Source organism: Amycolatopsis sp. SB7-3, from assembly GCF_041021335.1.
Lineage (GTDB): Bacteria > Actinomycetota > Actinomycetes > Mycobacteriales > Pseudonocardiaceae > Amycolatopsis > Amycolatopsis japonica.
In genome coordinates, this window is the sequence record NZ_JBFPJQ010000002.1 from 807,828 (window position 1) to 833,070 (window position 25,243).

General features: G+C 67.4%; 26 protein-coding genes. 14 read left to right on the top strand and 12 right to left on the bottom strand.

All coding sequences use genetic code 11. The features are described from left to right. The first annotated feature begins 36 nt into the window (after positions 1 to 36). Positions 37 to 852, top strand: a complete 816-nt coding sequence (locus tag AB8M46_RS21920; RefSeq protein WP_394361379.1) for a MerR family transcriptional regulator — start codon at positions 37 to 39, stop codon at positions 850 to 852. A 44-nt stretch (positions 853 to 896) separates the two neighbouring features. Here AB8M46_RS21920 and AB8M46_RS21925 read toward each other — a convergent pair whose 3' ends face one another. Continuing rightward, complete coding sequence (locus tag AB8M46_RS21925; RefSeq protein WP_394361380.1) at positions 897 to 1,688, bottom strand: alpha/beta fold hydrolase; 792 nt, start codon at positions 1,686 to 1,688, stop codon at positions 897 to 899. A gap of 51 nt (positions 1,689 to 1,739) precedes the next feature. Here AB8M46_RS21925 and AB8M46_RS21930 point away from each other — a divergent pair, with 51 nt between their 5' ends. After that, positions 1,740 to 2,306 carry a GNAT family N-acetyltransferase gene (locus AB8M46_RS21930; RefSeq protein WP_037338858.1) on the top strand — a complete coding sequence of 189 codons (567 nt, stop codon included), beginning with the start codon at positions 1,740 to 1,742 and terminating at the stop codon, positions 2,304 to 2,306. Continuing rightward, entirely contained in the window at positions 2,303 to 2,929 is a 627-nt protein-coding gene (locus AB8M46_RS21935; protein ID WP_037338861.1) for a LysE family translocator, read from the top strand. Before AB8M46_RS21930 ends, AB8M46_RS21935 begins: the two co-directional genes overlap by 4 nt. Before the next feature lie 22 nt (positions 2,930 to 2,951). Here the strand turns inward: AB8M46_RS21935 and AB8M46_RS21940 are convergent, their stop codons facing one another. Next, positions 2,952 to 4,010 (bottom strand): cobalamin-independent methionine synthase II family protein, encoded by a 1,059-nt coding sequence (locus AB8M46_RS21940; protein ID WP_125735869.1) that lies wholly within the window; start codon positions 4,008 to 4,010, stop codon positions 2,952 to 2,954. 254 nt (positions 4,011 to 4,264) lie between these two features. On the opposite strand from AB8M46_RS21940, the gene AB8M46_RS21945 reads away from it, so the two are divergent. The 6 genes from AB8M46_RS21945 to AB8M46_RS21970 all read left to right on the top strand — a co-directional run bounded on the left by AB8M46_RS21945 (position 4,265) and on the right by AB8M46_RS21970 (position 8,937). Then, positions 4,265 to 4,531 carry a DUF3040 domain-containing protein gene (locus AB8M46_RS21945; RefSeq protein ID WP_125735870.1) on the top strand — a complete coding sequence of 89 codons (267 nt, stop codon included), beginning with the start codon at positions 4,265 to 4,267 and terminating at the stop codon, positions 4,529 to 4,531. Positions 4,532 to 4,592: 61 nt separating this feature from the next. Further along, positions 4,593 to 5,018, top strand: coding sequence for a YciI family protein (locus AB8M46_RS21950; RefSeq protein ID WP_037338865.1), 426 nt, complete (start codon positions 4,593 to 4,595; stop codon positions 5,016 to 5,018). A gap of 9 nt (positions 5,019 to 5,027) precedes the next feature. After that, positions 5,028 to 6,068, top strand: coding sequence for a DNA polymerase IV (locus tag AB8M46_RS21955; protein WP_394361381.1), 1,041 nt, complete (start codon positions 5,028 to 5,030; stop codon positions 6,066 to 6,068). A gap of 250 nt (positions 6,069 to 6,318) precedes the next feature. Continuing rightward, the gene (ahcY, locus tag AB8M46_RS21960) at positions 6,319 to 7,794 is read left to right on the top strand and encodes an adenosylhomocysteinase (RefSeq protein WP_199755113.1); all 1,476 of its coding nucleotides are present in this window, start codon (positions 6,319 to 6,321) and stop codon (positions 7,792 to 7,794) included. Between the two features lie 616 nt (positions 7,795 to 8,410). Further along, the gene (locus tag AB8M46_RS21965; RefSeq protein ID WP_007034891.1) at positions 8,411 to 8,566 is read left to right on the top strand and encodes a DUF6131 family protein; all 156 of its coding nucleotides are present in this window, start codon (positions 8,411 to 8,413) and stop codon (positions 8,564 to 8,566) included. 149 nt (positions 8,567 to 8,715) lie between these two features. Beyond that, positions 8,716 to 8,937 (top strand): DUF2795 domain-containing protein, encoded by a 222-nt coding sequence (locus tag AB8M46_RS21970; protein WP_037340145.1) that lies wholly within the window; start codon positions 8,716 to 8,718, stop codon positions 8,935 to 8,937. 171 nt (positions 8,938 to 9,108) lie between these two features. Here AB8M46_RS21970 and AB8M46_RS21975 read toward each other — a convergent pair whose 3' ends face one another. The 7 genes from AB8M46_RS21975 to AB8M46_RS22005 form a co-directional block, all read right to left on the bottom strand. Continuing rightward, positions 9,109 to 9,321: a hypothetical protein gene (locus AB8M46_RS21975; RefSeq protein ID WP_016334727.1), complete on the bottom strand. Its 213-nt coding sequence runs from the start codon at positions 9,319 to 9,321 to the stop codon at positions 9,109 to 9,111. 133 nt (positions 9,322 to 9,454) lie between these two features. Further along, a complete protein-coding gene (locus AB8M46_RS21980) occupies positions 9,455 to 10,309 on the bottom strand; it encodes a Ku protein (RefSeq protein WP_016334728.1) in 855 nt (284 codons plus the stop codon). A 118-nt stretch (positions 10,310 to 10,427) separates the two neighbouring features. After that, the gene (locus AB8M46_RS21985; RefSeq protein WP_394361382.1) at positions 10,428 to 11,651 is read right to left on the bottom strand and encodes a styrene monooxygenase/indole monooxygenase family protein; all 1,224 of its coding nucleotides are present in this window, start codon (positions 11,649 to 11,651) and stop codon (positions 10,428 to 10,430) included. Between the two features lie 24 nt (positions 11,652 to 11,675). Further along, the gene (locus AB8M46_RS21990) at positions 11,676 to 12,317 is read right to left on the bottom strand and encodes an ATP/GTP-binding protein (RefSeq protein WP_394361740.1); all 642 of its coding nucleotides are present in this window, start codon (positions 12,315 to 12,317) and stop codon (positions 11,676 to 11,678) included. 125 nt (positions 12,318 to 12,442) lie between these two features. Next, positions 12,443 to 12,826: a DUF742 domain-containing protein gene (locus AB8M46_RS21995; RefSeq protein WP_016334731.1), complete on the bottom strand. Its 384-nt coding sequence runs from the start codon at positions 12,824 to 12,826 to the stop codon at positions 12,443 to 12,445. A 19-nt stretch (positions 12,827 to 12,845) separates the two neighbouring features. Then, positions 12,846 to 13,280 carry a roadblock/LC7 domain-containing protein gene (locus AB8M46_RS22000; RefSeq protein WP_005159022.1) on the bottom strand — a complete coding sequence of 145 codons (435 nt, stop codon included), beginning with the start codon at positions 13,278 to 13,280 and terminating at the stop codon, positions 12,846 to 12,848. Continuing rightward, the gene (locus AB8M46_RS22005) at positions 13,277 to 14,503 is read right to left on the bottom strand and encodes a sensor histidine kinase (protein ID WP_378427910.1); all 1,227 of its coding nucleotides are present in this window, start codon (positions 14,501 to 14,503) and stop codon (positions 13,277 to 13,279) included. The genes AB8M46_RS22000 and AB8M46_RS22005 overlap by 4 nt, the downstream gene beginning before the upstream one ends. Positions 14,504 to 14,775: 272 nt before the next feature. On the opposite strand from AB8M46_RS22005, the gene AB8M46_RS22010 reads away from it, so the two are divergent. The 4 genes from AB8M46_RS22010 (at position 14,776) to AB8M46_RS22025 (ending at position 20,761) form a co-directional block, all read left to right on the top strand. Next, positions 14,776 to 15,423, top strand: a complete 648-nt coding sequence (locus AB8M46_RS22010; RefSeq protein WP_350596761.1) for a TetR/AcrR family transcriptional regulator — start codon at positions 14,776 to 14,778, stop codon at positions 15,421 to 15,423. 30 nt (positions 15,424 to 15,453) lie between these two features. Next, a complete protein-coding gene (locus AB8M46_RS22015) occupies positions 15,454 to 17,187 on the top strand; it encodes an ABC transporter ATP-binding protein (RefSeq protein ID WP_125735876.1) in 1,734 nt (577 codons plus the stop codon). Then, complete coding sequence (locus AB8M46_RS22020) at positions 17,187 to 19,196, top strand: ABC transporter ATP-binding protein (protein ID WP_394361383.1); 2,010 nt, start codon at positions 17,187 to 17,189, stop codon at positions 19,194 to 19,196. Before AB8M46_RS22015 ends, AB8M46_RS22020 begins: the two co-directional genes overlap by 1 nt. A gap of 128 nt (positions 19,197 to 19,324) precedes the next feature. Then, positions 19,325 to 20,761 carry a DNA polymerase ligase N-terminal domain-containing protein gene (locus AB8M46_RS22025; RefSeq protein WP_378427914.1) on the top strand — a complete coding sequence of 479 codons (1,437 nt, stop codon included), beginning with the start codon at positions 19,325 to 19,327 and terminating at the stop codon, positions 20,759 to 20,761. Here the strand turns inward: AB8M46_RS22025 and AB8M46_RS22030 are convergent. The 3 genes from AB8M46_RS22030 to AB8M46_RS22040 form a co-directional block, all read right to left on the bottom strand. Beyond that, the gene (locus AB8M46_RS22030) at positions 20,758 to 21,111 is read right to left on the bottom strand and encodes an STAS domain-containing protein (protein ID WP_037338886.1); all 354 of its coding nucleotides are present in this window, start codon (positions 21,109 to 21,111) and stop codon (positions 20,758 to 20,760) included. The two genes, AB8M46_RS22025 and AB8M46_RS22030, sit on opposite strands and share 4 nt — an antisense overlap. A gap of 75 nt (positions 21,112 to 21,186) precedes the next feature. After that, positions 21,187 to 22,698, bottom strand: a complete 1,512-nt coding sequence (locus AB8M46_RS22035; RefSeq protein WP_394361384.1) for a CHAD domain-containing protein — start codon at positions 22,696 to 22,698, stop codon at positions 21,187 to 21,189. A gap of 67 nt (positions 22,699 to 22,765) precedes the next feature. Next, on the bottom strand, positions 22,766 to 23,623 hold the full coding sequence (locus AB8M46_RS22040) for a helix-turn-helix transcriptional regulator (RefSeq protein ID WP_037338891.1): 858 nt from the start codon (positions 23,621 to 23,623) through the stop codon (positions 22,766 to 22,768). 392 nt (positions 23,624 to 24,015) lie between these two features. On the opposite strand from AB8M46_RS22040, the gene AB8M46_RS22045 reads away from it, so the two are divergent. Then, on the top strand, positions 24,016 to 25,128 hold the full coding sequence (locus tag AB8M46_RS22045) for an erythromycin esterase family protein (protein WP_394361385.1): 1,113 nt from the start codon (positions 24,016 to 24,018) through the stop codon (positions 25,126 to 25,128). Positions 25,129 to 25,243: the final 115 nt, after the last annotated feature.

Below are 25,243 nucleotides of genomic sequence, written 5' to 3' on the forward strand. Positions count from 1 at the left end.
CTGTGACACCGTGTCAGGCTGTCTGGTGGGAGGACCATGTTCAGTATCGGAGACTTCGCCAAGCACGGCCGGGTGTCGGTCCGGATGCTGCGTCACTACGACGCCATCGGGCTGCTGCGGCCCGCCCACGTCGACCCGTTCAGCGGCTACCGGTCCTACACCGGCGACCAGCTGGCCCGGCTCAACCGGGTGATCGCACTCAAGGACCTCGGCTTCACGCTCACCCAGGTGCAGGAGATCCTCGACGCGGAGATCGGCGTCGAAGAGTTGCGCGGAATGCTGCGGCTGCGGCGTGCGGAACTCGAAGCGGCCATCGCGGCCGACGAGGCGCGGCTCAAGGCCGTCGAAGCGAGGCTCCGGTCGATCGAAAGCGAGGGAACCATGCCTTCCGAAGACGTCGTCGTCAAAAGCCTCCCCGCGGTGCGCGTCGCCGAGCTCACCGGGACGGCGGGCGGATACGTGAACGCGGAGATCGGGCCTGTCGTGCAAGGGCTCTACAAGGACCTGTTCGGCGCGCTCGGCCCGATCACGCCGTCCGGACCGCTCATCGCCTACTACGAAGACGACGCCGACGGCGAGCGGGTGCTGATCCACGCCGCCGTCCCGATCTCGGCCGAAACCGACGGCACCGAAGGATTCTCGACCGTCCGCCTCGCCGCGGTCGAAACCGCGGCGACGATTTTGCACCGCGGCTCGATGGAGACCGTGCTTTCCAGCTACCAGGCACTGGCGAAATGGGTCGACGCGCACGGCTACCGCGCGAACGGCCCGGCGCGGGAGTTCTACCTCGAGTGCCCGGACGACGGGGACCAGTGGGTCACCGAACTGCAGCAGCCGATCACCAAGGCCTGACCAGGACGGGAATTGCCCGCGTCTCGTGAGTGGTAAGGACGGTTCTAACCGCCCTTACCACTCACGAGGCCGGCGAGGAAATCGGTCACGGCGGCCCGGAACTCGCCAGGCGCCTCAAGCCAAGGAACGTGCCCGACCCCGTCGAACCGCACCCTGGTCACCGAAGGCAGCGCCTGCTCCAGCGAGTCGACGGCCCACCGGGGCCGGTTGTCCGCGATCCCGTCCACGATCAGCGTCGGCACCCGCAGCGACCGGCAGGCCGCGACGAGTTCCGCCTCCGGCACCGTCCGCATCTCCTCGGTCAGCGCCGCGTTCGCCTCGTAGTTGACCGGGAACCAAGGCGTCGCCATCGCTTCGGCATGGCGCTTGCCATCGGTGACGAAATCGGCGGCCCATTGCCGTACCGCGCGTTCACGGCCTTCCCCACGGAGCTCCTCCCCCAGCACCCGCTCGAAATTCCGCTGGAACTCCGCGTGCCATTCGTGCCCGAGGCCGACCCCCGACACGTAAACGAGCGCGCTCACTCGTTCCGGGTGCGCGAGCGCGTACAGGAGACCGAGGTGCGCACCCCACGAATGCCCGAGCACCGGAACACGGTCGAGGCCATGCCCTTCGCGGACGGCGTCGACGTCGGCGACCATCCGTTCGAGTGTGTAAGGGCCGCGTGCTTCCGAACGCCCGGCACCGCGCTGATCCCATCGGATCAACCGGAATCGCGGACCGAGGTCGAGGGTGCCGAACATGTCCCACAGGCCGGGACCGCCGTGACAGCACAGGATCGGTTCGCCCCGGCCGGTCGCCGAGGTCCACAGCTGACGTCCGTCGTCGGTGATCATCACGGGATTATCCGATAGGCGACGACGCCTTCGTTGGCTATCTTCCGCGGGATGACGACGTACACGCCACCGCAGCGGGCGGCCACCCTCGCCGACGCGCCCGCCATCTCGGCGCTGATGCGGGCCTCGGTGCTGGAGTTGTTCCCCCGGTTCTACGACGAGCGGCAGACCTTGAGCGCGGCCGAACATATCGCGAGCCTCGATCTGCGGTTGATCGAAGACGGCACCTACTTCGTCCACGAGGCCGACGGCGAGATCGTCGCCTGCGGGGGTTGGAGCAGGCGCAACCGAACGCACGCCGGCGCGGGTGACGCGGCGGACGACGACCGCCCCCTCGATCCGGCCACCGAACCGGCGCGGGTGCGCGCCATGTTCGTCCGCGCCGACTGGACCCGGCGCGGGCTCGGGCGCGCGATCCTCGAGTCCTGCCGTCTCGCGGCGAAGGCCGAGGGCTTCAGCTCGCTCACCCTCACGGCGACGCTGCCCGGCGTCCCGCTGTACCTCGCGTTCGGCTTCACCGAGGTCGAACGGGTGACCGTGACGACGCCCGACGGCGTGGACGTGCCGGGCGCCGTGATGGCCAGGGACATCGACGAGCCGGATAGCATCGAAGCATGATCTCCGGGGCCACCGCACTCTCGTTCGTCCTGATCTGCCTGCTCGGCGCGATGGCACCGGGCCCGGATTTCCTGGTGGTGACCCGCAGCGCGATCCTCGGCGGGCGCAAGGCCGGCATCTCCGCCGGACTCGGCATCGCGCTCGGCGTCTTCGTCTGGGTGGTCGCGATCGCGCTCGGGGTCGCGGCGATCCTCACCGCTTCGGCGATCGCGTTCACCGTGGTGAAGCTGATCGGCGCCGCGTACCTGATCTTCCTCGGCGTCAAGGCTTGGCTGGCGGTACGCCGCGGCGACTACAGCGAACTCAAGGACAAGGTCGCCCCGGTCATCGCGCCCAAGGAGGCGTTCCGGCAGGGACTGCTCACCAACCTGCTCAACCCGAAGGTCGCGATGTTCTTCCTCGCGCTCATCCCCCAGTTCCTCCCGCATTCGGCCTCGACCGCGCAGACCCTGCAGCTCGCCGTCCTCGCCACCACGGTGGCCGTCGTCTGGACGTTCGTCCTCGCGACGCTGGTCGGTTCGCTGCGGAGGTTCTTCAGCTCCGGCCGTGTCCGGCGCATGATGGACGCGGTGATGGGCACCTTCCTGGTCGGACTCGGCATCCGGGTCGCGGTCCAGAACTGACGAAGGCGCCCATCACGCGGCGTCAGAGCGCTTCGGCGGCGAGGCGCGTCCCTTCGACGCGGGCGGCGATCTTGGCGAACGCGATGTCCCGTGACGTCGAGGTGTCGTCGGCGAACGGGGAGAACCCGCAGTCGTCACAGGTGCCCAGCCGCTCCGGCGGGAGGTATCGCGCCGCCTGCAGAACCCGGTCCCGGACCTCCTCGGCGGTTTCGACCCTCGGGTCGATCGGGTCGGTCACGCCGACGAAGACCCGCTGGTCCGGCCCCGCGTGCTCGGCGATCACGCGCAACGCCCGTTCGGGATCCGCCTCACTGGCGAGCTGGACGTAGACGTTGCCGACCTTCAGCTGGAACAGCGTCGGCAGCAGTCCGGCGTAATCGACGTCGAGGCTGTGCACGGAGTCCTGGTCCCCACCGGGACAGGTGTGCACGCCGATCTTCTTCCGCTCCTCGTCCGAGAACCGGTCCAACACCGCGTTGTTCAGGTCCACAAAGGACTGGAGCAGGCCGCCCGACGGATCGAGCTTCAGCGACAACCTGCCCTCGGTGAAGTCGATCTGCACGCTGTCCGCGCCCGCGTCGAGACTGCGGCGGATATCGGCCTCCGCTTCGTTCACCAGGTCGGCGATGAACTGTTCTTTGTCATATCCCGACAATTCCTCACCGGGGTAGACGAGACTGATCGCCGAAGCCGCGATCACCGCCTGCTTCACCGGTTTGGTCGCATACTTTTTCGCCTCACGCAGATACGTGTCGGCGTAGGCCTGATAACGGAACGGCCCGGCGGTGAGCCTCGGAAGCTGCCGGGTGTGCCCGTCGGCGAACGGGATCACGACGCCGTCCGGCGCCAGCGAAGTGAGGCCCGCCAAGGGATACGTGGCGAAGCTCGGCTTGCCCTGTTCCCCGTCGGTGATGACCGGGGAACCGGTCTCCTCCAGGCGCTTGATGGTGTCCACGAGGGCTTTTTCGCGCAATTCGCCGAGCCCGTCGGCGTCGAGCCGCCCCGCCGCGTGCTCACCGAGCGCCTCGATGAGATAGCCGGGCCGGGGAATACTGCCGATCGGTTCGGTGGGCATCGTCATCGCTCGGGTCCTCCCAGATGGCGCAACCGCGGCCACCCTGGCCACAGGCGCAGAAGCTACCGAGATCTCCCTTCCGTGACGATCTTTTCCCGTGCCGAAACCCCTAATGGCGCAACCATTCGATCGAAATCGATCTTCTTTAGCCCTCGCGTATAGGTCGTTATACGAATGGGAGCGAAATTCGATGCTTATCCAGCCCCGCTCCTGGGTATTCCGTGGTTGTCGACGGCCGGGGCGCGCCGAAGGAGAAACCGATGCTGAGCCATCATGATCGGCAAGAGCTGGAGAAGATCGAGCGCTGGTTCGAGCTCACCGAACCGGCGCTGGCCGCCCGGCTCCGCGCCGGCAGGCCCGCCCGGCCCCCGCTCCTCCGGCTCGCCGTCCTCCTGAGCCTCGACATCACCGCGGGCCTGTTGATGTTGCTGGGCTTGATGCTGAACAGCCCGGCCCTGCTGCTGACCGGGATGATCACCGTGACCGCGGCGGTGATCGCGCATCTGTCCCGGTTCGGGCGCGACTGACCGTCTTCCCCGCCGCCGGTAGAGTCCGGGCGAAACGTCCGGTTCACTGGGAGGAAGACGTATGCGGTTCATGATCATCATCAAGGCGGACGAAGATTCCGAAGCCGGGAAAATGCCGCCGATGGAGGCTTTGACCGCCATGGCGAAGTTCAACCAGGAGATGCTCGACGCCGGGGTGCTGGTAGGCGGCGAGGGTCTGCAGGAGAGCTCGAAGGGCGCGCGGGTCACGCTCAGCGCCACCGGGGCCACCGTCACCGACGGCCCGTTCACCGAAGCCAAGGAACTCGTCGGCGGCTTCTGGATCGTCGATGTCCCGTCGCGCGCCGAAGCGATCGAGTGGGCGAAGCGCTGCCCCACTCCCCCGACCGGCGACACCGTGCTCGAGGTCCGCAAGATCCTCGAAGCCGAGGATTTCGGTGAGAACTTCACGCCCGAACTGCAGGAGAACGAGCAGCGGATGCGCGACGAGATCGCAGAACGGGCCTAAGGTCGGCTCATGGCCGGCCGGGAGTGGGTCCTTCACGTCGACCTCGACCAGTTCATCGCGGCGGTCGAGGTCTCCCGGCGGCCTGAGCTGCGCGGCAAGCCCGTGGTCGTCGGCGGCACGGGCGATCCGACCGAACGGGCCGTGGTGGCGACGGCGTCGTACGAGGCGCGGGAGTTCGGCATCCGGTCCGGGATGCCGTTGCGAACCGCCGCGAAACGCTGTCCTGACGCGATCTTCCTCGCCACGGACGCGCCCGCGTACCAAGAAGTCTCCGATCGGGTGATGGCGACACTGCGGGAATTCCCTGTGGTCGTCGAGGTGCTCGGCTGGGACGAAGCGTTCCTCGGCGTCACCACCGCCGATCCCGAAGCACTCGCCGCCGACATCCGCCGGGAAGTGGCCGACGAGACCGGGCTCTCCTGCTCGGTCGGCATCGGGGACAACAAGCTGCGCGCCAAACTCGCCACCGGCTTCGCCAAACCGGCGGGGATCTTCCGTCTGGTCCAGGACAACTGGTGGGAGGTCATGGCCGAAAAGCCGACGGACGCGCTCTGGGGCATCGGCGGCAAGACCACGAAGAAGCTCGCCGAGGCCGGCTATCACACCGTGCTGGAACTGGCGGGCGCCGATCCGGCGGACCTCGCGGCCCGGTTCGGCCCGAAGCTCGGCCCGTGGTACCGGATCCTCGCCGGCGGGCTCGGCGACGCCGAAGTCACCGCGACGCCCTATGTCGCACGGTCCCGTAGCCGCGAGACGACTTTTCAGCGGAATCTCACCGATTCCGAGGTCATGGCCGCCGAGGTCGCCGCACTCGCGAAACGGGTCTCACAGGACGTCGCCGAGGAAAGCAGGCCCGCCGCGCGGGTCGCGGTCAAGGTCCGGTTCGCCCCGTTCCAGACCCATACGCACAGCGTGACCTTGCCCGCACCGACCTCCGACCCAGTCGAAATCGAAAAGGCGGCGCTGGCCGTGCTCGGCATGTTCGACCTCGGCAGGCCGGTCCGGCTGCTCGGCGTCCGCGCCGAATTCGGCACGCCCGCGTCACCTTGACAGCTCTCGCGGCGCTTTGCCATTCTGGTTCCGGGTCGAGAGGCGCTGCGACGGAATTCTTCCGCCACGCTCGGCCCGCCGCGACAGACGTAAGGGCGCCTCCCACTGTGGAGGTGCCTTTCTTGCGTCAGAACCCTTTTCCGGCCTTCGTCGTCGAGGCCGTGCGCTGAACCCCCGTACTGACACCGTCTTTCCCGCCACCGGCGCGAAGGACCGCTCCGCCCTGCCTTCCTCGATGAATGGAGAACCAGTGAGCCCCACCCTGTCCAAGGTCAACGGGATCGAATTCGCCGTCGCCGACCTTTCCCTCGCCGAGGCCGGCCGCAAGCAGCTGCGCCTCGCCGAGGTCGAGATGCCCGGCTTGATGGCGCTGCGCCGCGAATACGCCGACTCGCAGCCGCTGAAGGGCGCCCGGGTCGCGGGTTCGCTGCACATGACCGTCCAGACCGCCGTGCTGATCGAGACGCTCGTCGCACTGGGCGCCGAGGTGCGCTGGGTGTCCTGCAACATCTTCTCCACGCAGGACGAGGCCGCCGCGGCCGTCGTCGTCGGCCCGAACGGCACCGTCGAGAACCCCTCGGGTTCCTCGGTGTTCGCGTGGAAGGGCGAGACGCTCGCCGAATACTGGTGGTGCACCGACCAGCTCTTCGACTTCGGTGACGGCCGCGTCCCGAACATGGTCCTGGACGACGGCGGCGACGCGACCCTGCTGATCCACAAGGGCGTCGAGTTCGAGGCGGCGGGCGCCGTCCCGCAGGCGACCGAGGAGGACGGCGAGGAGTACGGCCTCGTCCTGGAGACCCTGCGCGAAAGCCTCAGCCGCGACACCGGCCGGTTCACCCGGATCGCCAAGGAGGTCCGCGGCGTCACCGAGGAGACCACCAACGGCGTCAAGCGGCTCTACAAGCTCGCCAAGGAAGGCGAGCTGCTCTTCCCGGCGATGAACGTGAACGACTCGGTGACGAAGTCGAAGTTCGACAACAAGTACGGCATCCGCCACTCGCTCATCGACGGTCTCAACCGCGGCACCGACGTGATGATCGCGGGCAAGGTCGCGGTCGTCTGCGGCTACGGCGACGTCGGTAAGGGCGCGGTGGAATCGCTGCGCGGCCAAGGCGCCCGCGTGGTCGTCACCGAGATCGACCCGATCTGCGCGCTGCAGGCGGCGATGGAGGGCCTCGACGTCGTGGAACTCGACGACGTCGTCGAGCGCGGCGACATCTTCATCACCACCACCGGCAACTTCGACATCATCATGGCCGACCAGATGGCCAAGATGAAGCACAACGCGATCGTCGCGAACGTCGGCCACTTCGACAACGAGATCGACATGGCGGGGCTCGCGAAGATCCCGGGCATCCAGAAGATCGAGGTCAAGCCGCAGGTGCACGAGTGGGTCTTCCCCGCGACGGCGGACCGCGAGGCGCACTCGATCATCGTGCTCTCCGAGGGCAGGCTGATGAACCTCGGCAACGCGACCGGCCACCCGAGCTTCGTGATGTCGAACTCCTTCACCAACCAGACGATCGCGCAGATCGAGCTGTTCACGAAGCCCGGCGAGTACGCCACCGACGTCCACGTGCTGCCGAAGCACCTCGACGAGAAGGTGGCCCGCCTGCACCTGGACGCGCTGGGTGTCCGGCTGACCAAGCTGACCAAGCGCCAGGCCGAGTACATCGGCGTGGACGTCGAAGGTCCGTACAAGCTGGACCACTACCGGTACTGAGCCCTTCACGCTTCGTGAGTGGCAGTACATGAAGGCCCCCTTCCTTGCGCTAGACGCAGTGAAGGGGGCCTTCATGTACTTAGGAGGCGTGAAGGCCCCCTTTCCTCGGCTGAGCCGAGGAAAGGGGGCCTTCACGCGCCGCCGCTGTGACCACTGACACCGATGGGGCGCTTGTGGTGACCCACAGGTCCGTGAAGGCCTCCTTGAGGGACCCAGGGTCCCTCAAGGAGGCCTTCACGGACCTGTTTGCTTACCCACTGGTGCGGGTCGAACCTGAGGGCTCGGGCGTTGTACGTCCTGGCTTCTCCACGTTTGGATTCGTTGATGAAGGATTCGGGACAGTGAACGTCCCAAATCCTTCATCGACAACGCTCGGGCCAGTGTGGAACGGAGCGGATCCCGCTCACGCACAGGGCAGACGTAGATGAACAAATCCGGCCCTCCTTGAGAGACCTGGCACACGCCTGGCGCGCGGCGCACAAGCCACCGTTAGGCCGAATGCGTGAAAACTTCGGCCGGATGGACCTGTTTCTCGCGTTTTCGAGGCGGGAATCCCTTGCGTAGCCACACCCCGGCAGCACTCGGGCCGGGCGACTACGAAGGAGAAGGTGTTCCCGTGATCATTCTCGGCGTCATCCTGATTGTCGTCGGTGTCATCGCCAGCATTCCCGTCCTGTACTCGATCGGGATCGCGCTGGCGGTCATCGGCATCATCCTGGCCGTTCTCGGGAACACCGGGAAGGCCATCGGCGGTCGCGCCCACTGGTACTGAGCACCGGACCGAAACCGGTACCGAGCCCCCCGGTGCCGGTCCTGAAACAGCCCGGGCACCCGGCGTTCCCCTCACGCCGGGTGCCCGGGCTGTTTCCGTTCTCCGTCCACCGGGTATCCGCCCCGGACGAGGAGAAGGAGGGAGAGCCGATGGCAGGAACAGACCCGCGCCCGTACTTGACGGAGGCGCGTTATCCGTGCGGACGTGACGAACTCCTGCGGGCCGCCGCGGCGGCCGGAGCGGGCGACGAGGTGCTCGGGCCGCTGGGCGCCCTTCCCGCGCGTGACTACGCGGACGGAGACGGGGTCTGGGACGCGGTGTGCGCCTGCGACGGCGCTTCGATCCACGACACCGCGAAGGAAGCGCCGTGACAGGAAAACCGTGACATGAAGGGGTCCCCCGGCTCCGAGGGGGAGGGAGAGCCGGAGGACCCCGTCATAGTTAACACATTCCCGGCCGCGATGTACACGAACGCCTACACCTTCGAGTGGCAATCGGTCGCGATCACCCGGATCGGGCCGGATTGGTGTATTGGCCGTCGGTCAAGAAGCCCGCAGCAGTACCTGGGCCGAAACCTCCGCGCACGAGCAGCCGCCGTCGACGTCGAAACAGTCGATCGTCAGCGTGTGCCGCGCGAAGTCGAAGTCGACGCAGCCGTCTTCGCTGCATTCGGTGAAGCCACCGTCGAGGTGGACCACCAGGGTGCCGTGGCAGTGGTCGAGTCCGACGGCGCAGAACGCGCACTCCATGCTCATACCGCCTCCCGCGTTCAGGAAAGTTCTCCTCGATTGCCTTACTACCACCGAGGGACGACAGATCCTGGCATACGCGCGGCGTGTCGCGGCACCCGGCGGGGTGACGCCGGGCACAACAGTCCACAAAGGATGGTCAGGCGCTCTTCGGGGTTCGCTTGCCGGACGCGGGTTTCTTCGCCGCGGTGGCCTTCTTGGCCGTCGACGGCTTCCGGCTCTTCTTCGCCTCGCTCACGCTGGCCTGCAAGGCCTCCATGAGGTCGACGACGTCGGCCTTCGCGCCGACGGCCTTCGGCTTGGTCGTCTCGTTCCCCGCGGCCTTGGCCTCGATCATGGCCTCCAGCGCCTCGCGGTAGGAGTCCGTGTACTTGTCCTGCTCGAACACCGGCTCCGACAGCGAGTCGATCAGCGAGCCGGCCATTGTCAGTTCCTGCGGCCGCACCTGCGGCGGATCGTCGTGCAGGAAACCGAAATCCGGGACGCGGACCTCGTCGGGCCACAGCATCGTCGTCATCGTCAGGACGTCGCTGTGCACCCGCAGGATCGCGAGCGTCTCCCGCTGCCGGATGGCGACCTTCGCGACCGCCACGTGGCTCGCCTTCTGCAGCGCGTCACGCAGGACCACGTACGGTTTGACGGCGTTCTTCTGTGGTTCGAGGTAGTAGGTCTTGTCGAACTGGATCGGGTCGATGGACTCCAGCGGTACGAACTCGAGCACGTCGATCGCCCGTGACGACGCCAGCGGCAGTTCGGACATGTCCTCGTCGGTGAGCACGACCATCTCGCCGTCGGGCAGTTCGTACCCCTTGGCGATCTCGGCGTAGGGCACTTCCTCGCCGTCGATCGTGCAGAACCGCTTGTACTGGATGCGACCGCCATCGGCCTCGTGCACCTGGCGCAGCGAGACGTTCTTGTTCTCGGTGGCCGCGTAGAGCTGGATCGGGATGCTCACCAGCCCGAAGGACACCGAGCCCTTCCACATCGAACGCATCGAGCCGCACCTCCGCTGCCGTCACCGACCGTACTCACGCACGGTGACAACGGTAGCCCGAAACGGCGCACCGCGACAGTCCCGCACACTCGGACGCGGGACTGTCGCACTACCGGAATCAGGCCTCGGCCAGGTACTTCTCCGCCTTCGCCGGATCGAGGAACCAGTGCTGGAAATCGGTCGGATCGGAGAACCCGTTCGCGAACCGCTTCGCCACGGCGGGATTCTCCCCCGCCGCGATGATCTGGAGCACGTGCGGGGGCGGCGGCTGCAGCATCGCGTTCGTCCAGGTCGTGACGTGCTGGGCGTACTCCCAGTACTTCTCGAACGACGCGGTCATCCACTCTTCGTCGAACGGCTTGTCCCCGCGTTCGAGGATCGAGTCCAGATAGGACGCCGCGCAGTGACTCGCGTTGTTCGAGCCCTGGCCGGTGATCGGGTCGTTGGCCACCACGACGTCGGCCATGCCGAGCACCGCGGTCCCCGAGCCCAGTTTGCCGACCGCGTTCCGCACGACCGGGGTGTACCCGCCGGCCAGCGTCGCCTTGTCGTCGGTCAGCACCGCGTTCCGTGATCGTTCGTACTCCCACGGGAGGAACTGCTTCATCAGCGACAGGATCCGGTCGAGATGCTGCTGCGGCGTCGGCCGGTCGTCCCAGCAGTCGAGCGGGCCGCCGGGAATCCCCTCGAAGAACAGGATGTCGCAGTTCCCGCTCAGCGTGTACGCGGGGATCATGAACAGTTCACCCACACCGGGGATGATGTTGAACCGCACCGCCGCCTTGTCCGGATGCTCGGGCCGGCGCTCGAGCCCGTGCACGTACGCCAGCGAAAGCGCGCGCTGGGGTTCGGTGTACGGCGAACGCTCCGGGATCCGGTCGAACAGCTGGACCAGTTCGCCCTTGCCCGCCGCGATGACCACCAGGTCGTACAGCTTCGCCAGCGGGGCCAGATCCGAGGTGGTGACGCCGTGGATGACGACCTTGCCGCCGCGGTCCTCCACCAGCTCCAGCCAGGCCGCCATCTTGACCCGCTGGTCCACCGACTGCGCGTAGTGCTCCAGCGGCCCGAACCAGTCCAGCACCCGGCTGGAATCGGGGCCGGCGATGGAAACGCCGAGTCCCTCGACCTTGACGGTCTCGTCCTCCCACAGGTTCAGCTTGTGGTCCCGCTCGTGCTGCAAAGCCGAATGGAACATGCACTGGGTCGACATCACCTTGCCGGAGCGGATCTCGTCCGGCGTCCGCGCCGACATCACCGTGACGTCGTAGTCGTGGGACAGCAGGCTCAAGGCCAGCTGCAACCCCGACTGCCCGGCACCGACGATCAGAACCTTGCGCATCCTCTGCGTTCCTCCCAGAACCGTTCAGCCAAGTGAAGCGAACTCGCGGCCTGGCCCGGAGACCACCGCGAGGGACAACGTGTGCGACACCAGTTCCTGCAGCGTCGCGACCGCCGACTTCGGGTCGCGGGCGTCGCAGGTGACCAGCGGGATGTCCGGGGAGAGCGCCAGCGCGTCGCGGACCTCTTCGAGGTCGTGCACCGGCATCCCCTCGAACTGGTTGACCGCGACGATGAACGGCAGCTCCGAGTCGTTCTCGAAGTAGTTGATCGCGGCGAACGACTGGTCGATCCGGCTGGTGTCGACCAGTACGACGGCACCGAGCGCGCCGCGCGACAGGTCGTCCCAGAGGAACCAGAACCGGGCCTGACCGGGTGTGCCGAACAGGTACAGGAGCAGGTCTTCACGCAGGGTGATCCGGCCGAAGTCCATCGCGACCGTGGTGGTGGATTTGGTTCCGGGCGGCACCAGCTCGTCGACCCCGGCCCCGGCCTCGGTCATCCAGGCTTCGTTGCTCAGGGGCGGGACCTCGGAGACGGAGCCGACGAACGTCGTCTTGCCCACGCCGAATCCACCGGCGACCACGATCTTGGCGGAGATCGCCAGCAGATCTGTGTTCGATTCGGAACCCGCGACCGCATTCGTGTCGCCAGGGCGCTCTTTCACGACGTCACTCACGCCCTTCCTGAATGGCGCCCTGACACCCCGAAAGCGGGGCCTGCCGGCCGGGGCGGGTTCGAACTGGGTACTCATGCGGCCAGTGACCCGAAGGCTCCGCCGCTCCGCCAGAGTCAGACCGGGAGGCGCTTGAGTCCATCGAGGATCCTCTCGAGCACGTTCGTATCGTGGTTGTAGGCGTGGGCCGTCGGGTGCACGAAGACGGCGCCCTGGGTGGCGAGGTCGCCGATGAGCACCCGGACCACGCCCAGTGGCAGATCCAGTCCCACCGAAAGCTCGGCGATCGACGAGCGTTCGCGGGCGCGCTCGTACAGCGAGCGCGATTCGGGCATCAGCGCCTCGGCCAGCGACGGGTCGTAACGCGGGACCGAGATCAGGGTCTCCACCAGCAGCAGCTGGCTGCTCTTGGTCCGGCCGCCGGTCAGCGCGTACGGCCGGATTCTGCGGCTGCGCATCTTGACGGGCCGGTCCGGAGATTGGTCGCTGGACACGGTCATCCCTTCCTTCTCCGGATTCTCAGGCCTGCGGCCGTCGGGCGGTCAGGACCTGCCGGAGCCCCGCTCGCACCTCGGGGGTGAGCGCGTGACCGGCGTTGGTGATGAACTGGGTCATCTCGTAGGCGACGACCTTCATGTCGCAGTCCGGTTCGGTGAGCACCGCGAGGCCGGCTTCGGCACCGATCCCCATGAACAGGAAGTACCCGCGGGTCAGCCGGATGATGATCTGCTCGCAGTTGCCCTTGCCGAACAGCGCGGCGCTGTTGCCCGCGAGGCTGAGCAGGCCGCTCGCGATCGCGGCGAGCTGCTCGGCGTCGTCACTGGACACCGATTCCGACGCGGTCAAAGGGAAACCGTCGACGGACATGATCAGCGCGTGGCTGGCGCCGTGCACCTTGCGCACGAAGTCGTCGAGCAGCCACGTGAAATCCGTGGTCGCGTCCTGGGCGGTCACTGGGTGTTTCCTCCGGTCTCACGCTCGTGCCGGTCGTCGAGAGCGGCACGCTCGCCGTCGGTGAAGGCATCGAGGTCGGCCAGCAGCGCCTCGTGCCCGTCCGCCGCGTCGGCGGGCGGGGTGGTCGGCGGGGCCGGTTCGTCGGGCAAAGTCCTGATACTGCGGGAAACCCGGCGCGGAAGACCGCTGGCCGTGGTGCCACCGTCGGCGGGCGGCTGGAAGGCCGAGCGCGGACGCGGGCTGGGCTTCCGTTCGGGTTCCGGCTCCGCCGAGGGGGCCGGGCGGCGCCTCGGCAGCCCGGACGGCGTCGCGACCGGCCCGCCAACGGGCGCGCCGTTGGTGATCCTGGCCTGCGGCAGCACGACCGTCTGCGAACCGGACCACTGCTTCTCGGCCAGTTCCGAAACCACCGGGACCGGCAACAGCACGGTGGCGACCGTGCCGTGCGGGGTGCGGCGGTCGAGTTTGACGGTGATCTCGTGGCGGTCGGCGAGCCTGCCGACGACCGCGAGTCCCATGTGCCGCACGGAATCGTCGTCGAGCACCGGGCCGGCCGCGAGCCGTTCGTTCAGCACCGCGAGCCGTTCGGGCGGCATGCCGATGCCCTCGTCCTCGATCCGGATCAGCACGCTCCCCTGTTCGGTGAGGTGCGCGCTGACGCTGACCGGAGAACTCGGTGACGACTGGTTCGCCGCGTTGTCGAACAGTTCCGCGAGGATCCGGCTGACGTCCTCGGCGGCGAAGCCGACGACACCGAGCGAAACGACGCGGCCGATCGTGATCCGCGAGTAGTGGTCGATCGACGACATCGCCGCCCGCATCACGTCGAGCACGGAAGAGATCCCGGCCGTTGTGTCGTCGGCGTCCCGACCCGCGAGCACGCGCAGGTTCTCCGCGTTGCGCCGCAACCGGGTGGCGAGGTGGTCGAGCCGGTAGAGCTCGGCGAGGCGGTCGGAGTTCTCCTCCCCCGCCTCCATCGTCTCCAGCTGCGCGAGCAACTGGTCGAGCAGATTGAGGTCGCGCAACGCGACGTTGGAGCAGACACCCGCGAGCGCGCCGGCGTCCGGCGCTTCCACGGCAGGCCGCTGCTCCACTTCCGGTTCGACCGGTGGAGCCGACGGAGCGTGCCGGGGCGGTGCGGCGAGGAACTGCGCCGCGGCGACCCTGGAACGGTCCAGAAGAACCCGTGAGCGGTCAAGCAAGCCTCGAGCCCGCGTCACCATGTGCTTCCACTTCTTTCTCTTCGCATACCCGGACCCGTGTCGCACTCCCCAGCACAACGACGGCCATGCAAGCAGAAGTCACTATCCGTGTCCACAGTCGGTTTCCGTTCAACCGCTGGCAGTGACCTGGTCACGAACGCGTTACGGCTGGTGAGCGCGGCGCGCTAGGCCATTCGGCTGCATCTTGCGTGTTGCACGCCACGGGGGATGTCCGAAAAGTGCGGACTGCGCAGGAATTTGCGTGCCACGCAAGTTTTGCCTACCCTGGCGGCATGGCCCTGGACCCGAACGCGCCCTTGGGACTGCGCGAACGCAAGAAGCGCGCCGCCCGGCGCGCCATGAGCGAGGCAGCGCTCAGGCTCGCCGCGGAGAAGGGCGTCGAGCAGGTCCGCGTCGAGGACATCGCCAGTGCCGTGGGCGTCTCGTCGCGCACGTTCAACAACTACTTCTCCAGCAAGGAGGAGGCGATCTGCTCGTTCATCGTCGAACGGCAGGAACGGGTCCTGGAGGCCTTGCGCGAAAGGCCGCCAGAGGAGTCCTTGTGGGAAGCGGTCAGCGCCGCGACTCTGGAGACCTACGGCCGCGAGGGCGAGCCGAACCGCGACTCGGTGAAGCTCGCGCGGTCGATGATCCTCCACCCGTCGGTGCACGGCGAGTTCCTCAAGGCCCACGCCACCGTCGAACGGGTGCTGGCGGAGGGCATCCTCGAACGGGCGGGGGCGGGCCCGGAAAACGCGTTGAACGCCAGGCTGATGGCGGCCATCGTGGAGTCCGCGGTGAAGACGGCGTTCTTCCACTGGCTGATGAACGAGGGCACCGAGCCGTTCCTGGAGACGGTCTCCGCCCTCCTGCACGAGGCCGCCGCGGGCGTCCCGTCCCTCACCGGACCCGAACCGGTGAAGAAACCGAACAAGCAGTAACACCCTACCCACCACTGGGGAGAAACCGTTGTGCTGACGAAGTTGTTGCGCATTCACCTGCGCCCGTACCGGCGAGACCTGTGGCTGATCGTGCTGCTGCAGTTCGTCCAGACCCTCGCCGGGCTCTATCTCCCCACCTTGAACGCCGACATCATCGACTCCGGCGTCGTCAAGGGCGACATCGACTACATCCTCGGTGTCGGCGGCGTCATGCTGCTGGTGTCGCTGGTGCAGATCGCCTGTTCGATCGGCGCCGTCTACTACGGCGCCCGCACCGCGATGGCGGTCGGCCGCGACGTCCGCGGCGCGATCTTCCACCGGGTCCAGGATTTCTCCGCCCGCGAGGTCGGCCAGTTCGGGACACCGTCCCTGATCACCCGCACGACCAACGACGTCCAGCAGGTGCAGATGCTGACGTTGATGGCGTTCACCCTGATGGTGTCGGCGCCCATCATGTGCTTCGGCGGCATCATCATGGCGCTGAACCAGGACGTCACGCTCTCGTGGCTGCTGGTGCTCGCGGTGCCGATCCTCGGTGTCTCGGTCGGGATCATCATCGCGAAGATGCGGCCGGCGTTCCGGCTGATGCAGGAGCGCATCGACAAGATCAACCAGATCCTGCGCGAGCAGATCATGGGTATCCGCGTGATCCGCGCGTTCGTCAAGGACACCCACGAGCGGCGGCGGTTCACGAAGGCCGACACCGAACTGCTCGACGTCTCGCTGGTCGTCGGCAGGCTGATGGCCCTGATGTTCCCCATCGTGATGCTCGTGATGAACGCGTCCAGCGTCGCCGTGCTGTGGTTCGGCGGGCTGCGCATCGACGACGGCAGCATGCAGATCGGCGCGCTCACCGCGTTCCTGTCGTACCTGATGCAGATCCTGATGGCGGTCATGATGGCCACCTTCATGTTCATGATGGTGCCCCGTGCCGAGGTCAGCGCCGAGCGCATCACCGAGGTGCTGGACACGCACACCAGCGTCGTCCTCCCGGCCAACCCGGTGAGCCCCGGCGAGGTGCACGGACGGCTCGAACTGTCCGATGTGGAATTCCGCTACCCCGGCGCGGAGAAACCGGTGCTGCAGGACATCTCGCTGCTGGCCCTGCCCGGTGAGACCACCGCGATCATCGGCAGCACGGGCAGCGGGAAGACCACTCTGCTCAACCTGATCCCCCGGCTGATGGACGCCACCGACGGCTCGGTGCGCGTCGACGGCGTCGACGTCCGCGAACTGGACGCGACCGTGCTTTCCGACGCCGTCGGACTGGTGCCGCAGAAGCCGTACCTGTTCGCCGGGACGGTCGCGAGCAACCTGCGTTACGGCAAGGCCGACGCCACCGACGAGGAACTCTGGCACGCGCTGGAGGTGGCGCAGGGCAAGGACTTCGTCGAACGGATGCCCGAGGGGCTCGACTCCCCCATCGCACAGGGCGGAACGAACGTCTCGGGCGGGCAGCGGCAGCGGCTCGCGATCGCCAGGATGCTGGTGCGGCGCCCCGAGATCTATCTCTTCGACGACTCGTTCTCCGCGCTCGACTACGCGACCGACGCCGCGCTACGGCGGGCGCTCGTGGCCGAGACCGCCGAAGCGACCGTCGTCATCGTCGCGCAGCGGGTCAGCACGATCCGCCACGCGGACCGCATCGTCGTGCTCGACGAAGGCCGCGTCGTCGGCACCGGCACGCATACCGAACTCATGGACGGCAACGAAACCTATCGCGAGATCGTGCTGTCCCAGCTGACCGAGCAGGAGGCCGCCTGATGAGCGCGCCCGAATCCACGACGAAGGCCAAACCCCTGGGCGAGCGCGCGAGCGCGGCACGGGGACCCGGCCCCGGCGGAGGCGGTCTCGGCCGCGGCCCCGCCGCCTTCATGGGCGGGCAGTCCGCCGAGAAGGCCTTGGACTTCAAGGGATCCTTGAAACGGCTGCTGCGGCTGCTCCAACCGCAACGCGCCATGCTGTACGGCATCCTGCTGTTCGGCGTCGCCAGCGTCGCGCTGAGCGTCATCGGGCCGAAGATCCTCGGCATGGCGACGGACCTCATCTTCGCGGGCGTCGTCGCGAAGGACATGCCCGCGGGGGTGAGCAAGGAGCAGGTGATCGCCGGCCTGCGGGCTGAAGGCAACAACACCCTCGCCGATCTCTTCTCGGGGATCGACTTCGTCCCGGGCCAGCGCATCGACCTCGACGCCGTCGGCCAGGTCCTGCTGTGGGTGCTGCTGCTCTACATCGTGGCGTCGTTCTTCTCGCTGCTGCAGGCGAGGCTGACCACGAACCTGGTCCAGCGGGCCGTGTTCGATCTGCGGGAACGGATCGAGGAGAAGTTCGCCAAGCTCCCGCTGAGCTACTTCGACCGCCAGCCCCGCGGCGAGGTGCTGAGCCGGGCGACCAACGACATCGACAACCTCGCGCTGTCACTGCAACAGACCCTCGCGCAGATCGTGTCGTCGCTGCTGATGGTCGTCGGCGTGCTCGTGATGATGTTCGTCATCTCGCCGGTGCTCGCGCTGGTCGCGCTGCTGTCGGTGCCCGCGTCGGTGATCGTCGCGGCCAAGATCGGCAAGAAGGCGCAGCCGCAGTTCATCAAGCAGTGGTCCACCACCGGACGGCTCAACGCGCATATCGAGGAGATGTACACCGGGCACTCGCTGGTCAAGGTGTTCGGCCGCCGTCAGGAGGCCGAGGAGGTCTTCCGGGAGCACAACGACACGCTCTACGGCGCGAGCTTCAAGGCGCAGTTCATCTCGGGCACCATCCAGCCCGCGATGATGTTCATCGGCAACCTGAGCTACGTGCTGGTGGCCGTGATCGGCGCGCTGCGGGTGGCGTCCGGGACACTGTCGCTCGGTGATGTCCAGGCGTTCATCCAGTATTCACGGCAGTTCAGCCAGCCGGTCACCCAGATCGCCAGCATGGCGAACCTGCTGCAGTCCGGTATCGCGTCCGCGGAGCGGGTCTTCGCGCTTCTCGACGCCGACGAGCAGGACCCGGAGCCCACCGAACCCGCGCGGGTCGAGCAGGTGCGGGGCCGGGTCGAGTTCGAGCACGTGTCCTTCCGGTACGCCGAAGACACGCCGCTGATCGAGGACCTGTCGCTCACCGTCGAACCGGGGCACACCGTCGCCATCGTCGGCCCGACCGGAGCGGGGAAGACCACGCTGGTCAACCTGCTCATGCGGTTCTACGAACTCGACGGCGGCAGGATCACCCTCGACGGCGTCGACATCGCCGGGATGGACCGCGAAGACCTGCGCGCGAAGACCGGCATGGTGCTGCAGGACGCGTGGTTGTTCGGCGGCACGATCGCGGAGAACATCGCCTACGGTTCCGCGGGCGCCACGCAGGACGAGATCGTGGCGGCGGCCAAGGCGACCCACGTCGACCGGTTCGTCCGCACCCTTCCGGACGGCTACGACACGGTGATCGACGACGAGGGCGGCACGGTCAGCGCGGGCGAGAAACAGCTGATCACCGTCGCGCGGGCGTTCCTGGCGAAGCCCGCGATCCTCATCCTCGACGAGGCCACCAGTTCGGTCGACACCCGGACCGAGGTGCTGATCCAGCGGGCGATGAATTCGCTGCGCGAGGGGCGGACGAGTTTCGTCATCGCGCACCGGCTCTCCACCATCCGCGACGCTGACGTCATCCTGGTGATGGAGAACGGGTCGATCGTCGAACAGGGCGACCACGAAACGCTGCTGCTCACCGGTGGTGCGTACTCCCGGCTCTACGCCGCCCAGTTCGCGGAGGCGCTGGCCGAGACCGACTGAACCACATCGGCGCCGAAGGTCCCTTTTCCTCCTTTTACCGTGGGAAAAGGGACCTTCGGCGCACGGAAGGACGGTGAACGGCGCTAGGCTTGCGTGACCCGATCCGGAAAGGGGTGCGCCGGCCGACCATGGCGGAGAAACTCGGCGAATACCGCCGTAAGCGCAGACCTGGGCGAACTCCCGAACCCCTGCCGGATCGCGACGGGAAGACCGGGGCCGACGATCTCTTCGTCATCCAGGAACATCACGCGAGCAGCCTGCACTGGGACATCCGCCTCGAACGGGACGGGGTCCTCGTCTCCTGGGCGGTGCCGAAGGGCCTGCCGATGGCGCCGGACCAAGAGCGTCTGGCCGTGCACACCGAAGACCACCCGATGGAATACCTCACCTTCGAAGGCGAGATCCCGGCGGGCGAATACGGCGGCGGCACGATGACCATCTGGGACACCGGCCGGTACGAAACGCTGCACTTCAACGACCACAAGGTCGAAGTCGTCTTCCACGGCGCACGGGCACGCGGGAAATACCTGTTCCTCAACGTGAAGAAGGACGGACGGGACAACGGCTGGCTGCTCAAACGGCTCGACCCCGCCGACCCCGGCCGGAAGGAACTCCCCTCTTTCCTCGCCCCGATGCTGACCAAACCGGGCCGTCTCCCCTCGACCGGCGAAGACCCGGAATGGGCTTACGAATTCGACTGGTCCGGGCGCCGCACGCTGATCCGCGTATCCGGGGGCCGGATCACCGCCTACGACGATTCAGGCGACGACGTCACCGGCCTGTATCCCGAATTCCGCGGCCTCGGCGAACAACTCGGGGCCACGGAAGCCTTTCTCGACGGGGAAATCGTCGTCTTCGACGGCGGGAAGCCGAGCGCGGAAGGGCTCGGGCACCGCGCGCGGGCGACGAAGAACTCAGCCAAGCGGCTCACCTCACGGTATCCGGCGTTCTACCTGGTGAACGATCTCCTGCATCTGGACGGCCGCGCCTGTGTCGGGACGCCGTACGTCGAACGGCGGGAACTGCTCGACGAACTCGGGCTCGCCGGTCCGCATTGGCAAGTCCCGCGGTACTACCTTGGAGACGGCGGCGCGGTCGCCAGGGCGGCTCGCGAGCACGGTCTCGCCGGTATCGTCGCCAAACGGGCCGACTCCGCGTATCACCCGGGAAAGCGCACCGGGGAATGGCTTTCCATCACGGGAACTCTGGTGCAGCAAGTGGTTCTGGGCGGCTGGCGGCCGGGTGGCGGCAGCCGGGCGGGCACGTTCAGCTCGCTGTTGCTCGGCGTCCCGCACGAAGACGGCTTGCGGTACATCGGAAACTGCGGTGTCGGCTTCGCGGGCGACGAGTTGGAGACCCTCTCCAAGCAGCTGTTCCGCTTGGAGCGCAAGACATCCCCGTTCCACTCCGTTCCGGATAAACAGGCGCGGGACGCACGCTGGTCGCGGCCGACCATCGTCGGTGAGGTCGTCTTCGGCGGCTGGACCGACGCTGGTTGCCTGCGCAATCCGCGGTGGCGTGGCCTGCTGCCGGACGTCTCCGCCGACGAGGTCGAACTCGACTAGATCCGCACGTCCTCGACGTCCCACCGGACGTCGAGGTCCGCTCCGACTCCGCTGACATCGAGAATCCTTGACACCAAAGCGGTCTTCACGATCACCGAGAACCGGGGCGACGCCGCATTGGCCTCCTCGAGTGCCTGCAACCCGGCACAGCTGAGGAAACCGACGCCGGAGAGGTCGAGGATCACGTGCCTCCCTTTGACGCAGGCGCCACTGAGCTCGGTGCGGAAGCGCCCGACGGTCGCCGCGTCGATTTCCCCCACCGCGGTGAGGATGAGAACGCCGTCCTTGCGGCGGCAGGTGGTCACGGCCAGGTCCGGCTGTTCGCCGGGTACGCGCTGGCCAGGCAACATTGGGGGCGCCTCTCTCCAGACCACCAAGTTCCCTCGACGTTACTCAGCGACGGCGGCAGGTCAACCCGGGCTACCTCATTTGAGCCATTTCGGACGAGAACCTTTACCCGCCTTTTGCCATTCCCCCGCGAAGCGCCGGTGCGCGGCGTCGGCTTCGGCGACCGAACGACCATGCAACAGCCCATAGGTGAAAGCGTTTTCGTTCTCGGCGTAGGCGCGGAGGCCGAGGAGGCGCAGGACCTCCCGGCTGACCACGATGTCGTGATGCTCGCCGAGCGTGCTCTGCACCGCCTTGACGTTCTTTCGCCATTTTCGAAGCTTCTTGCCGGTCACCGGCCGGACCGCGTCCGCCGCGTAGCGTGCTCGCTTGGCCTTCTTGCGTGCCTCGTGCAGGGCGGCGTCCTGCTCCGCGCCGGGCTCGAGCACACTCGCCGCGGCCACGGCCTTGCTCAGCTTCCGGCTCGACCGTGCGACGGCCTTACGCAGCTCCTTCTTGCCATCCTTGATCTTCCGCGGTTTGCCGGCGAGCTTTTCCAGCGCTTGCAACAGCTTCGTGTACCGCTTGCTGTCGAGCGCACGGATGGCGCGCGCCTTGGCCTCTTCGGCCTCGCGAGCGAAGTGGCGCGTCATCAGCTGCTCGACGTTCCCCAGCACCAGCTCGGCCGGGAGCGCCTTCACCTCGTCGTGCAGGCGCGCGGCCATGACCTCGCTGTCCCTCGCCGGCCCGAGTTCTCCGCCGAGCCAGCGGAGTTCCTCGGCGAGCCCGGCCGCGACGTCGGCGTCCAGCGAGCGGCGGAAGGTTTTCAAGGCGCTCCGCAGCCGCCTGGTCGCGACGCGCATCTGGTGTACCGCGTCCTCGACGTCCCGGCGGACCCCGATGTCATGGCGTCGCAGCGCGTCCAGCTGCTCGGCGAGATAGTCCGCCAGTACCGAGCCCGAAGCTCCCCTGGCCGAGGGCACGAGCTCGTCGGTCAGCCGCCGGAGCTTCGACGGCCACCTCGACCGCTCGGCACCTCCTTCCAGGACCGCCTGCTCCAGGCTTTGGAGCAGGTCGGGGTCGGCACCGGGCGAGAGTTCGATCTCGATCTCCCGCCAGCGGTCGAGGTGCGCCTTGTCCCCGCCCGCCTCGCCGGTGACGACGTCGTCGGTCAGCGTCGCGAGCTCGCGCCCGTCGGCGTCGAGCAAGGCGTACGAAGTGCGCTCGGTACGCAGATGCGCGGCCTGGACGAGTTTGGCGCCGAGCGTATGCGCCCGGACCAGCTTCGCCAGCGCGCCGGGCACCTTGTCCGGCTTCCCCGCCAGCGGGAGGCGGAGTTCCTCTCGCCGGTCCTCGCCGACCGGGAGTTTGAGATGCCAGCCCTCGTCGCTTCCGCCGAGCCTCCGCCGCAGCGTGATGCCCGCCTGCGCGAGCCGGAAATCGGCGGTGTCGAAGTACGTGGCATCGAGGACGTCGACCCTCGGATCGGCCTGGTTCGTCACCGGACCGGCCGGGACCAGCGGCGGGATGGGCCGGTCGGCCGCCAGGTCGTACTTCCGCTCGATCTCCGCCTCGGCGACCGGGGCACCACCCTGCGTCTTCGTCACCACGAACTCCTTCTCCTCGGCTACCCGGAAGGATTACCCCCTGCGGAGGCGGCGGGAAACCCCGGACGGATCATTCCTCCATCCGGTCGTACCGGTCCGCCCATTCGGCGAGCATTTGCCGTGATCGCTCCTCGGTCAGGGTATCGCTTTCCAACCTCGCGACGAGCGAATAATAGGCCTCGACCGCCACCCGGTCGTCGATGAACACCCCGGCCGCGTAGGAATCCGTGTACACCACCGCCGGATGTTCCGTGAATTCCATGATGGTGAAGGAATTCTCGAGCACCCTGCCCACTTCGCCGCTTTCGGGGACGATGCGAATGGAGCAATAAGGCAGATTCGCCGACAGGACGAGGTGGAGCAGTTGCTCGTGCATGATCCGGGGACCGCCGACGACCGACCGCAGCGCGCGCTCGTGCACGAAGAACCGGCAGCGCGGCGGACGATCCCGCTGAAGCAACCGCTGCCGTTCCATCCGGGCGCTCACGATCTTGTCCAGCTGGGCCTGGTCGCGGTTGCCGATCAGTTCGAAGGCGGTGCGGGCGTACGGTTCGGTCTGCAGCAGTCCGGGGAGCGTCAACGACTCGTAGCGCACCAGCGTATGCGCGAGGTTTTCTTGGATCTCCAGGGATTTCATCGGGTCGACGAGCTCGTCGAAGTACGGCCGGACCCAGTACAGGTCGCCGCCGGGCTGGGTCAGTTCCAGCAGCAGATCGCGTTCGGGCTCCGCCTCGCCGCAGGTCGCGAGATACAGCGCCGCGTCCACCACGGACAGCTCGCGCAGCCCTTGTTCCCACCTCGTGACCTTGCTCTGCAACCAGCCGTTACGGCGGCTGACGTCGGCTCCGCTGAAATGCCTGCGCTGCCGGAACGCCTTCATGCGGTGGCCCAGTTCCCGGGTCCGCGCCGTCGAATCCTTCTCAACCATGCGGGACAAACTAGGGCCGAACTCCGGCCGCGCGGTGATTGCCACGCGGCAATTCACCTCAAGTGCTGATCACTTGCGCTCCCGCACGTATCTTAAACGCTGCTTCGCGAGCGAAGCGCCTTCGCGCGCGAAGGGTTCTTAAAGCTTTATAGCGGAATTGCGGAAAGGGATCCAGTTATTCGTACGTGGTTTTCTTGCGGTGTCGCAGCCTTCGGTGCGGGTCCGTGAAGGCCTCCTTGCCTACCCTGAAGGTAGTGAAGGAGGCCTTCACGGACCTGGGAGGCAGCAAATCAAGATCGCCACCTACCGTGCGGTTTGAAGCTTTCGCATGCACTCCGCAGGCCGAAGCGACCCGAGTTTCAACCGGAACATCAACGATATGCTTAAACCTCATGAGTCAAGACATCCGAGACTTCGTCACCCCCTCCTGCGACCTGCTGGCCCTGGGCGAACCGACGCACGCGACCCCGATCTTCGCGGAGATCCGCAACGAACTGTTCGCCCAGCTCGTCGAGCGCGGCTTCCGCTCGATCGCCCTCGAAACCGATCGCGTGGCCGCCCTCGTCGCGAACGACTACGTCCAAGACGGCACCGGAACCCTCGACCTCGCGATGAGCGAGGGCTTCTCACACGTCTTCGGTGGCGTCGAGGCGAACAGGCGACTGATCGCGTGGATGCGCGAGTACAACGAAACCCGGCCTCCCGAGGAGCGCCTTTCGTTCCACGGCTTCGACACCCAGACCGAGAACACGTCCGCGCCCAGCCCACGGCGCTACCTCGAGTACGCCCGCGACTTCCTCGGGCTCGACGTGGACATCGCCGGTCCGGCGGGCGACGACGAACGGTGGAGCCGCACGGAAGCCGTCATGGACGCGGCTTCCTCGCCCGGCGCCACGGCCGATGCCTACCGCCTCCGCGCGATCGCGGCCGATCTGCTCACCGCGCTTCGCTCCCGGAAGCCGGAATCGGACGCGTGGTCGCGCGCGGAGATCCATCTCATGGCGGGGATCGACCTGCTGCGTTACCACCGGCAATGCGCCGAGCCTCTCGAACCGCACGAGCGCTACGCGCCCCTCATCGCGGCCAGAGACTCTTTCATGGCGCGGAACCTACTGGACATCCGCGCCGCCGAAGCGGGTCGCGGCCGGACGCTGGTCTTCGCCCACAACCTCCATCTGCGGCGCCAGGCGAGCACGATGCGGGTCGCCGACACCGAGACCAGCTGGTTCCCCGCCGGCGCACTGGTGGCGCCGCTGCTCGGCGATCGCTACACGTTCGTCGCGACCAGCCTCGGCGCAAGCGAGGACATCGCCCTCGCGGAGCCGGAGCCCGACACCTACGAGGGGTTCCTGCAGAAGCACGTCACCACGGCGTGGGGGCTTCTCCCCGCCTCCGACGTCCCGCCCGCGAGTGTCCGGACCGACCCCACCCAACGGCAGGGTTACTTCCCGCTCGACCAAGGGATGCTGAACGACGCGGACGCGATCCTGCACGTCCGCGGCTAGGCAGTGTCTCTCAGGCGCGCTTTCGGAGTCCCGCAGCCGGGCCGCGGCATCAGCCGGCCACTCACTCAGCCGTGTCAGCGGCCCGCCTTCGTGACTCCGAGGCCTCCGGCCGAAA

Excerpts from the sequence above, each read along its gene's own strand:
- AB8M46_RS21925 (WP_394361380.1), bottom strand. The coding sequence starts at position 1,688 with ATGATCACCGACGACGGACGTCAGCTGTGGACCTCGGCGACCGGCCGG.
- AB8M46_RS21950 (WP_037338865.1), top strand. The coding sequence starts at position 4,593 with ATGCGGTTCATGATCATCATCAAGGCGGACGAAGATTCCGAAGCCGGG.
- AB8M46_RS22040 (WP_037338891.1), bottom strand. The coding sequence starts at position 23,623 with ATGGTTGAGAAGGATTCGACGGCGCGGACCCGGGAACTGGGCCACCGC.
- AB8M46_RS21955 (WP_394361381.1), top strand. The coding sequence starts at position 5,028 with ATGGCCGGCCGGGAGTGGGTCCTTCACGTCGACCTCGACCAGTTCATC.
- AB8M46_RS21975 (WP_016334727.1), bottom strand. The coding sequence starts at position 9,321 with ATGAGCATGGAGTGCGCGTTCTGCGCCGTCGGACTCGACCACTGCCAC.
- AB8M46_RS22020 (WP_394361383.1), top strand. The coding sequence starts at position 17,187 with ATGAGCGCGCCCGAATCCACGACGAAGGCCAAACCCCTGGGCGAGCGC.
- AB8M46_RS21980 (WP_016334728.1), bottom strand. The coding sequence starts at position 10,309 with ATGCGTTCGATGTGGAAGGGCTCGGTGTCCTTCGGGCTGGTGAGCATC.
- AB8M46_RS21995 (WP_016334731.1), bottom strand. The coding sequence starts at position 12,826 with ATGACCGTGTCCAGCGACCAATCTCCGGACCGGCCCGTCAAGATGCGC.
- AB8M46_RS21930 (WP_037338858.1), top strand. The coding sequence starts at position 1,740 with ATGACGACGTACACGCCACCGCAGCGGGCGGCCACCCTCGCCGACGCG.
- AB8M46_RS22030 (WP_037338886.1), bottom strand. The coding sequence starts at position 21,111 with ATGTTGCCTGGCCAGCGCGTACCCGGCGAACAGCCGGACCTGGCCGTG.
- AB8M46_RS22045 (WP_394361385.1), top strand. The coding sequence starts at position 24,016 with ATGAGTCAAGACATCCGAGACTTCGTCACCCCCTCCTGCGACCTGCTG.
- AB8M46_RS22005 (WP_378427910.1), bottom strand. The coding sequence starts at position 14,503 with ATGGTGACGCGGGCTCGAGGCTTGCTTGACCGCTCACGGGTTCTTCTG.
- AB8M46_RS21935 (WP_037338861.1), top strand. The coding sequence starts at position 2,303 with ATGATCTCCGGGGCCACCGCACTCTCGTTCGTCCTGATCTGCCTGCTC.
- AB8M46_RS21940 (WP_125735869.1), bottom strand. The coding sequence starts at position 4,010 with ATGACGATGCCCACCGAACCGATCGGCAGTATTCCCCGGCCCGGCTAT.
- AB8M46_RS21985 (WP_394361382.1), bottom strand. The coding sequence starts at position 11,651 with ATGCGCAAGGTTCTGATCGTCGGTGCCGGGCAGTCGGGGTTGCAGCTG.
- AB8M46_RS21970 (WP_037340145.1), top strand. The coding sequence starts at position 8,716 with ATGGCAGGAACAGACCCGCGCCCGTACTTGACGGAGGCGCGTTATCCG.
- AB8M46_RS21945 (WP_125735870.1), top strand. The coding sequence starts at position 4,265 with ATGCTGAGCCATCATGATCGGCAAGAGCTGGAGAAGATCGAGCGCTGG.
- AB8M46_RS21920 (WP_394361379.1), top strand. The coding sequence starts at position 37 with ATGTTCAGTATCGGAGACTTCGCCAAGCACGGCCGGGTGTCGGTCCGG.
- AB8M46_RS22025 (WP_378427914.1), top strand. The coding sequence starts at position 19,325 with ATGGCGGAGAAACTCGGCGAATACCGCCGTAAGCGCAGACCTGGGCGA.
- AB8M46_RS22010 (WP_350596761.1), top strand. The coding sequence starts at position 14,776 with ATGGCCCTGGACCCGAACGCGCCCTTGGGACTGCGCGAACGCAAGAAG.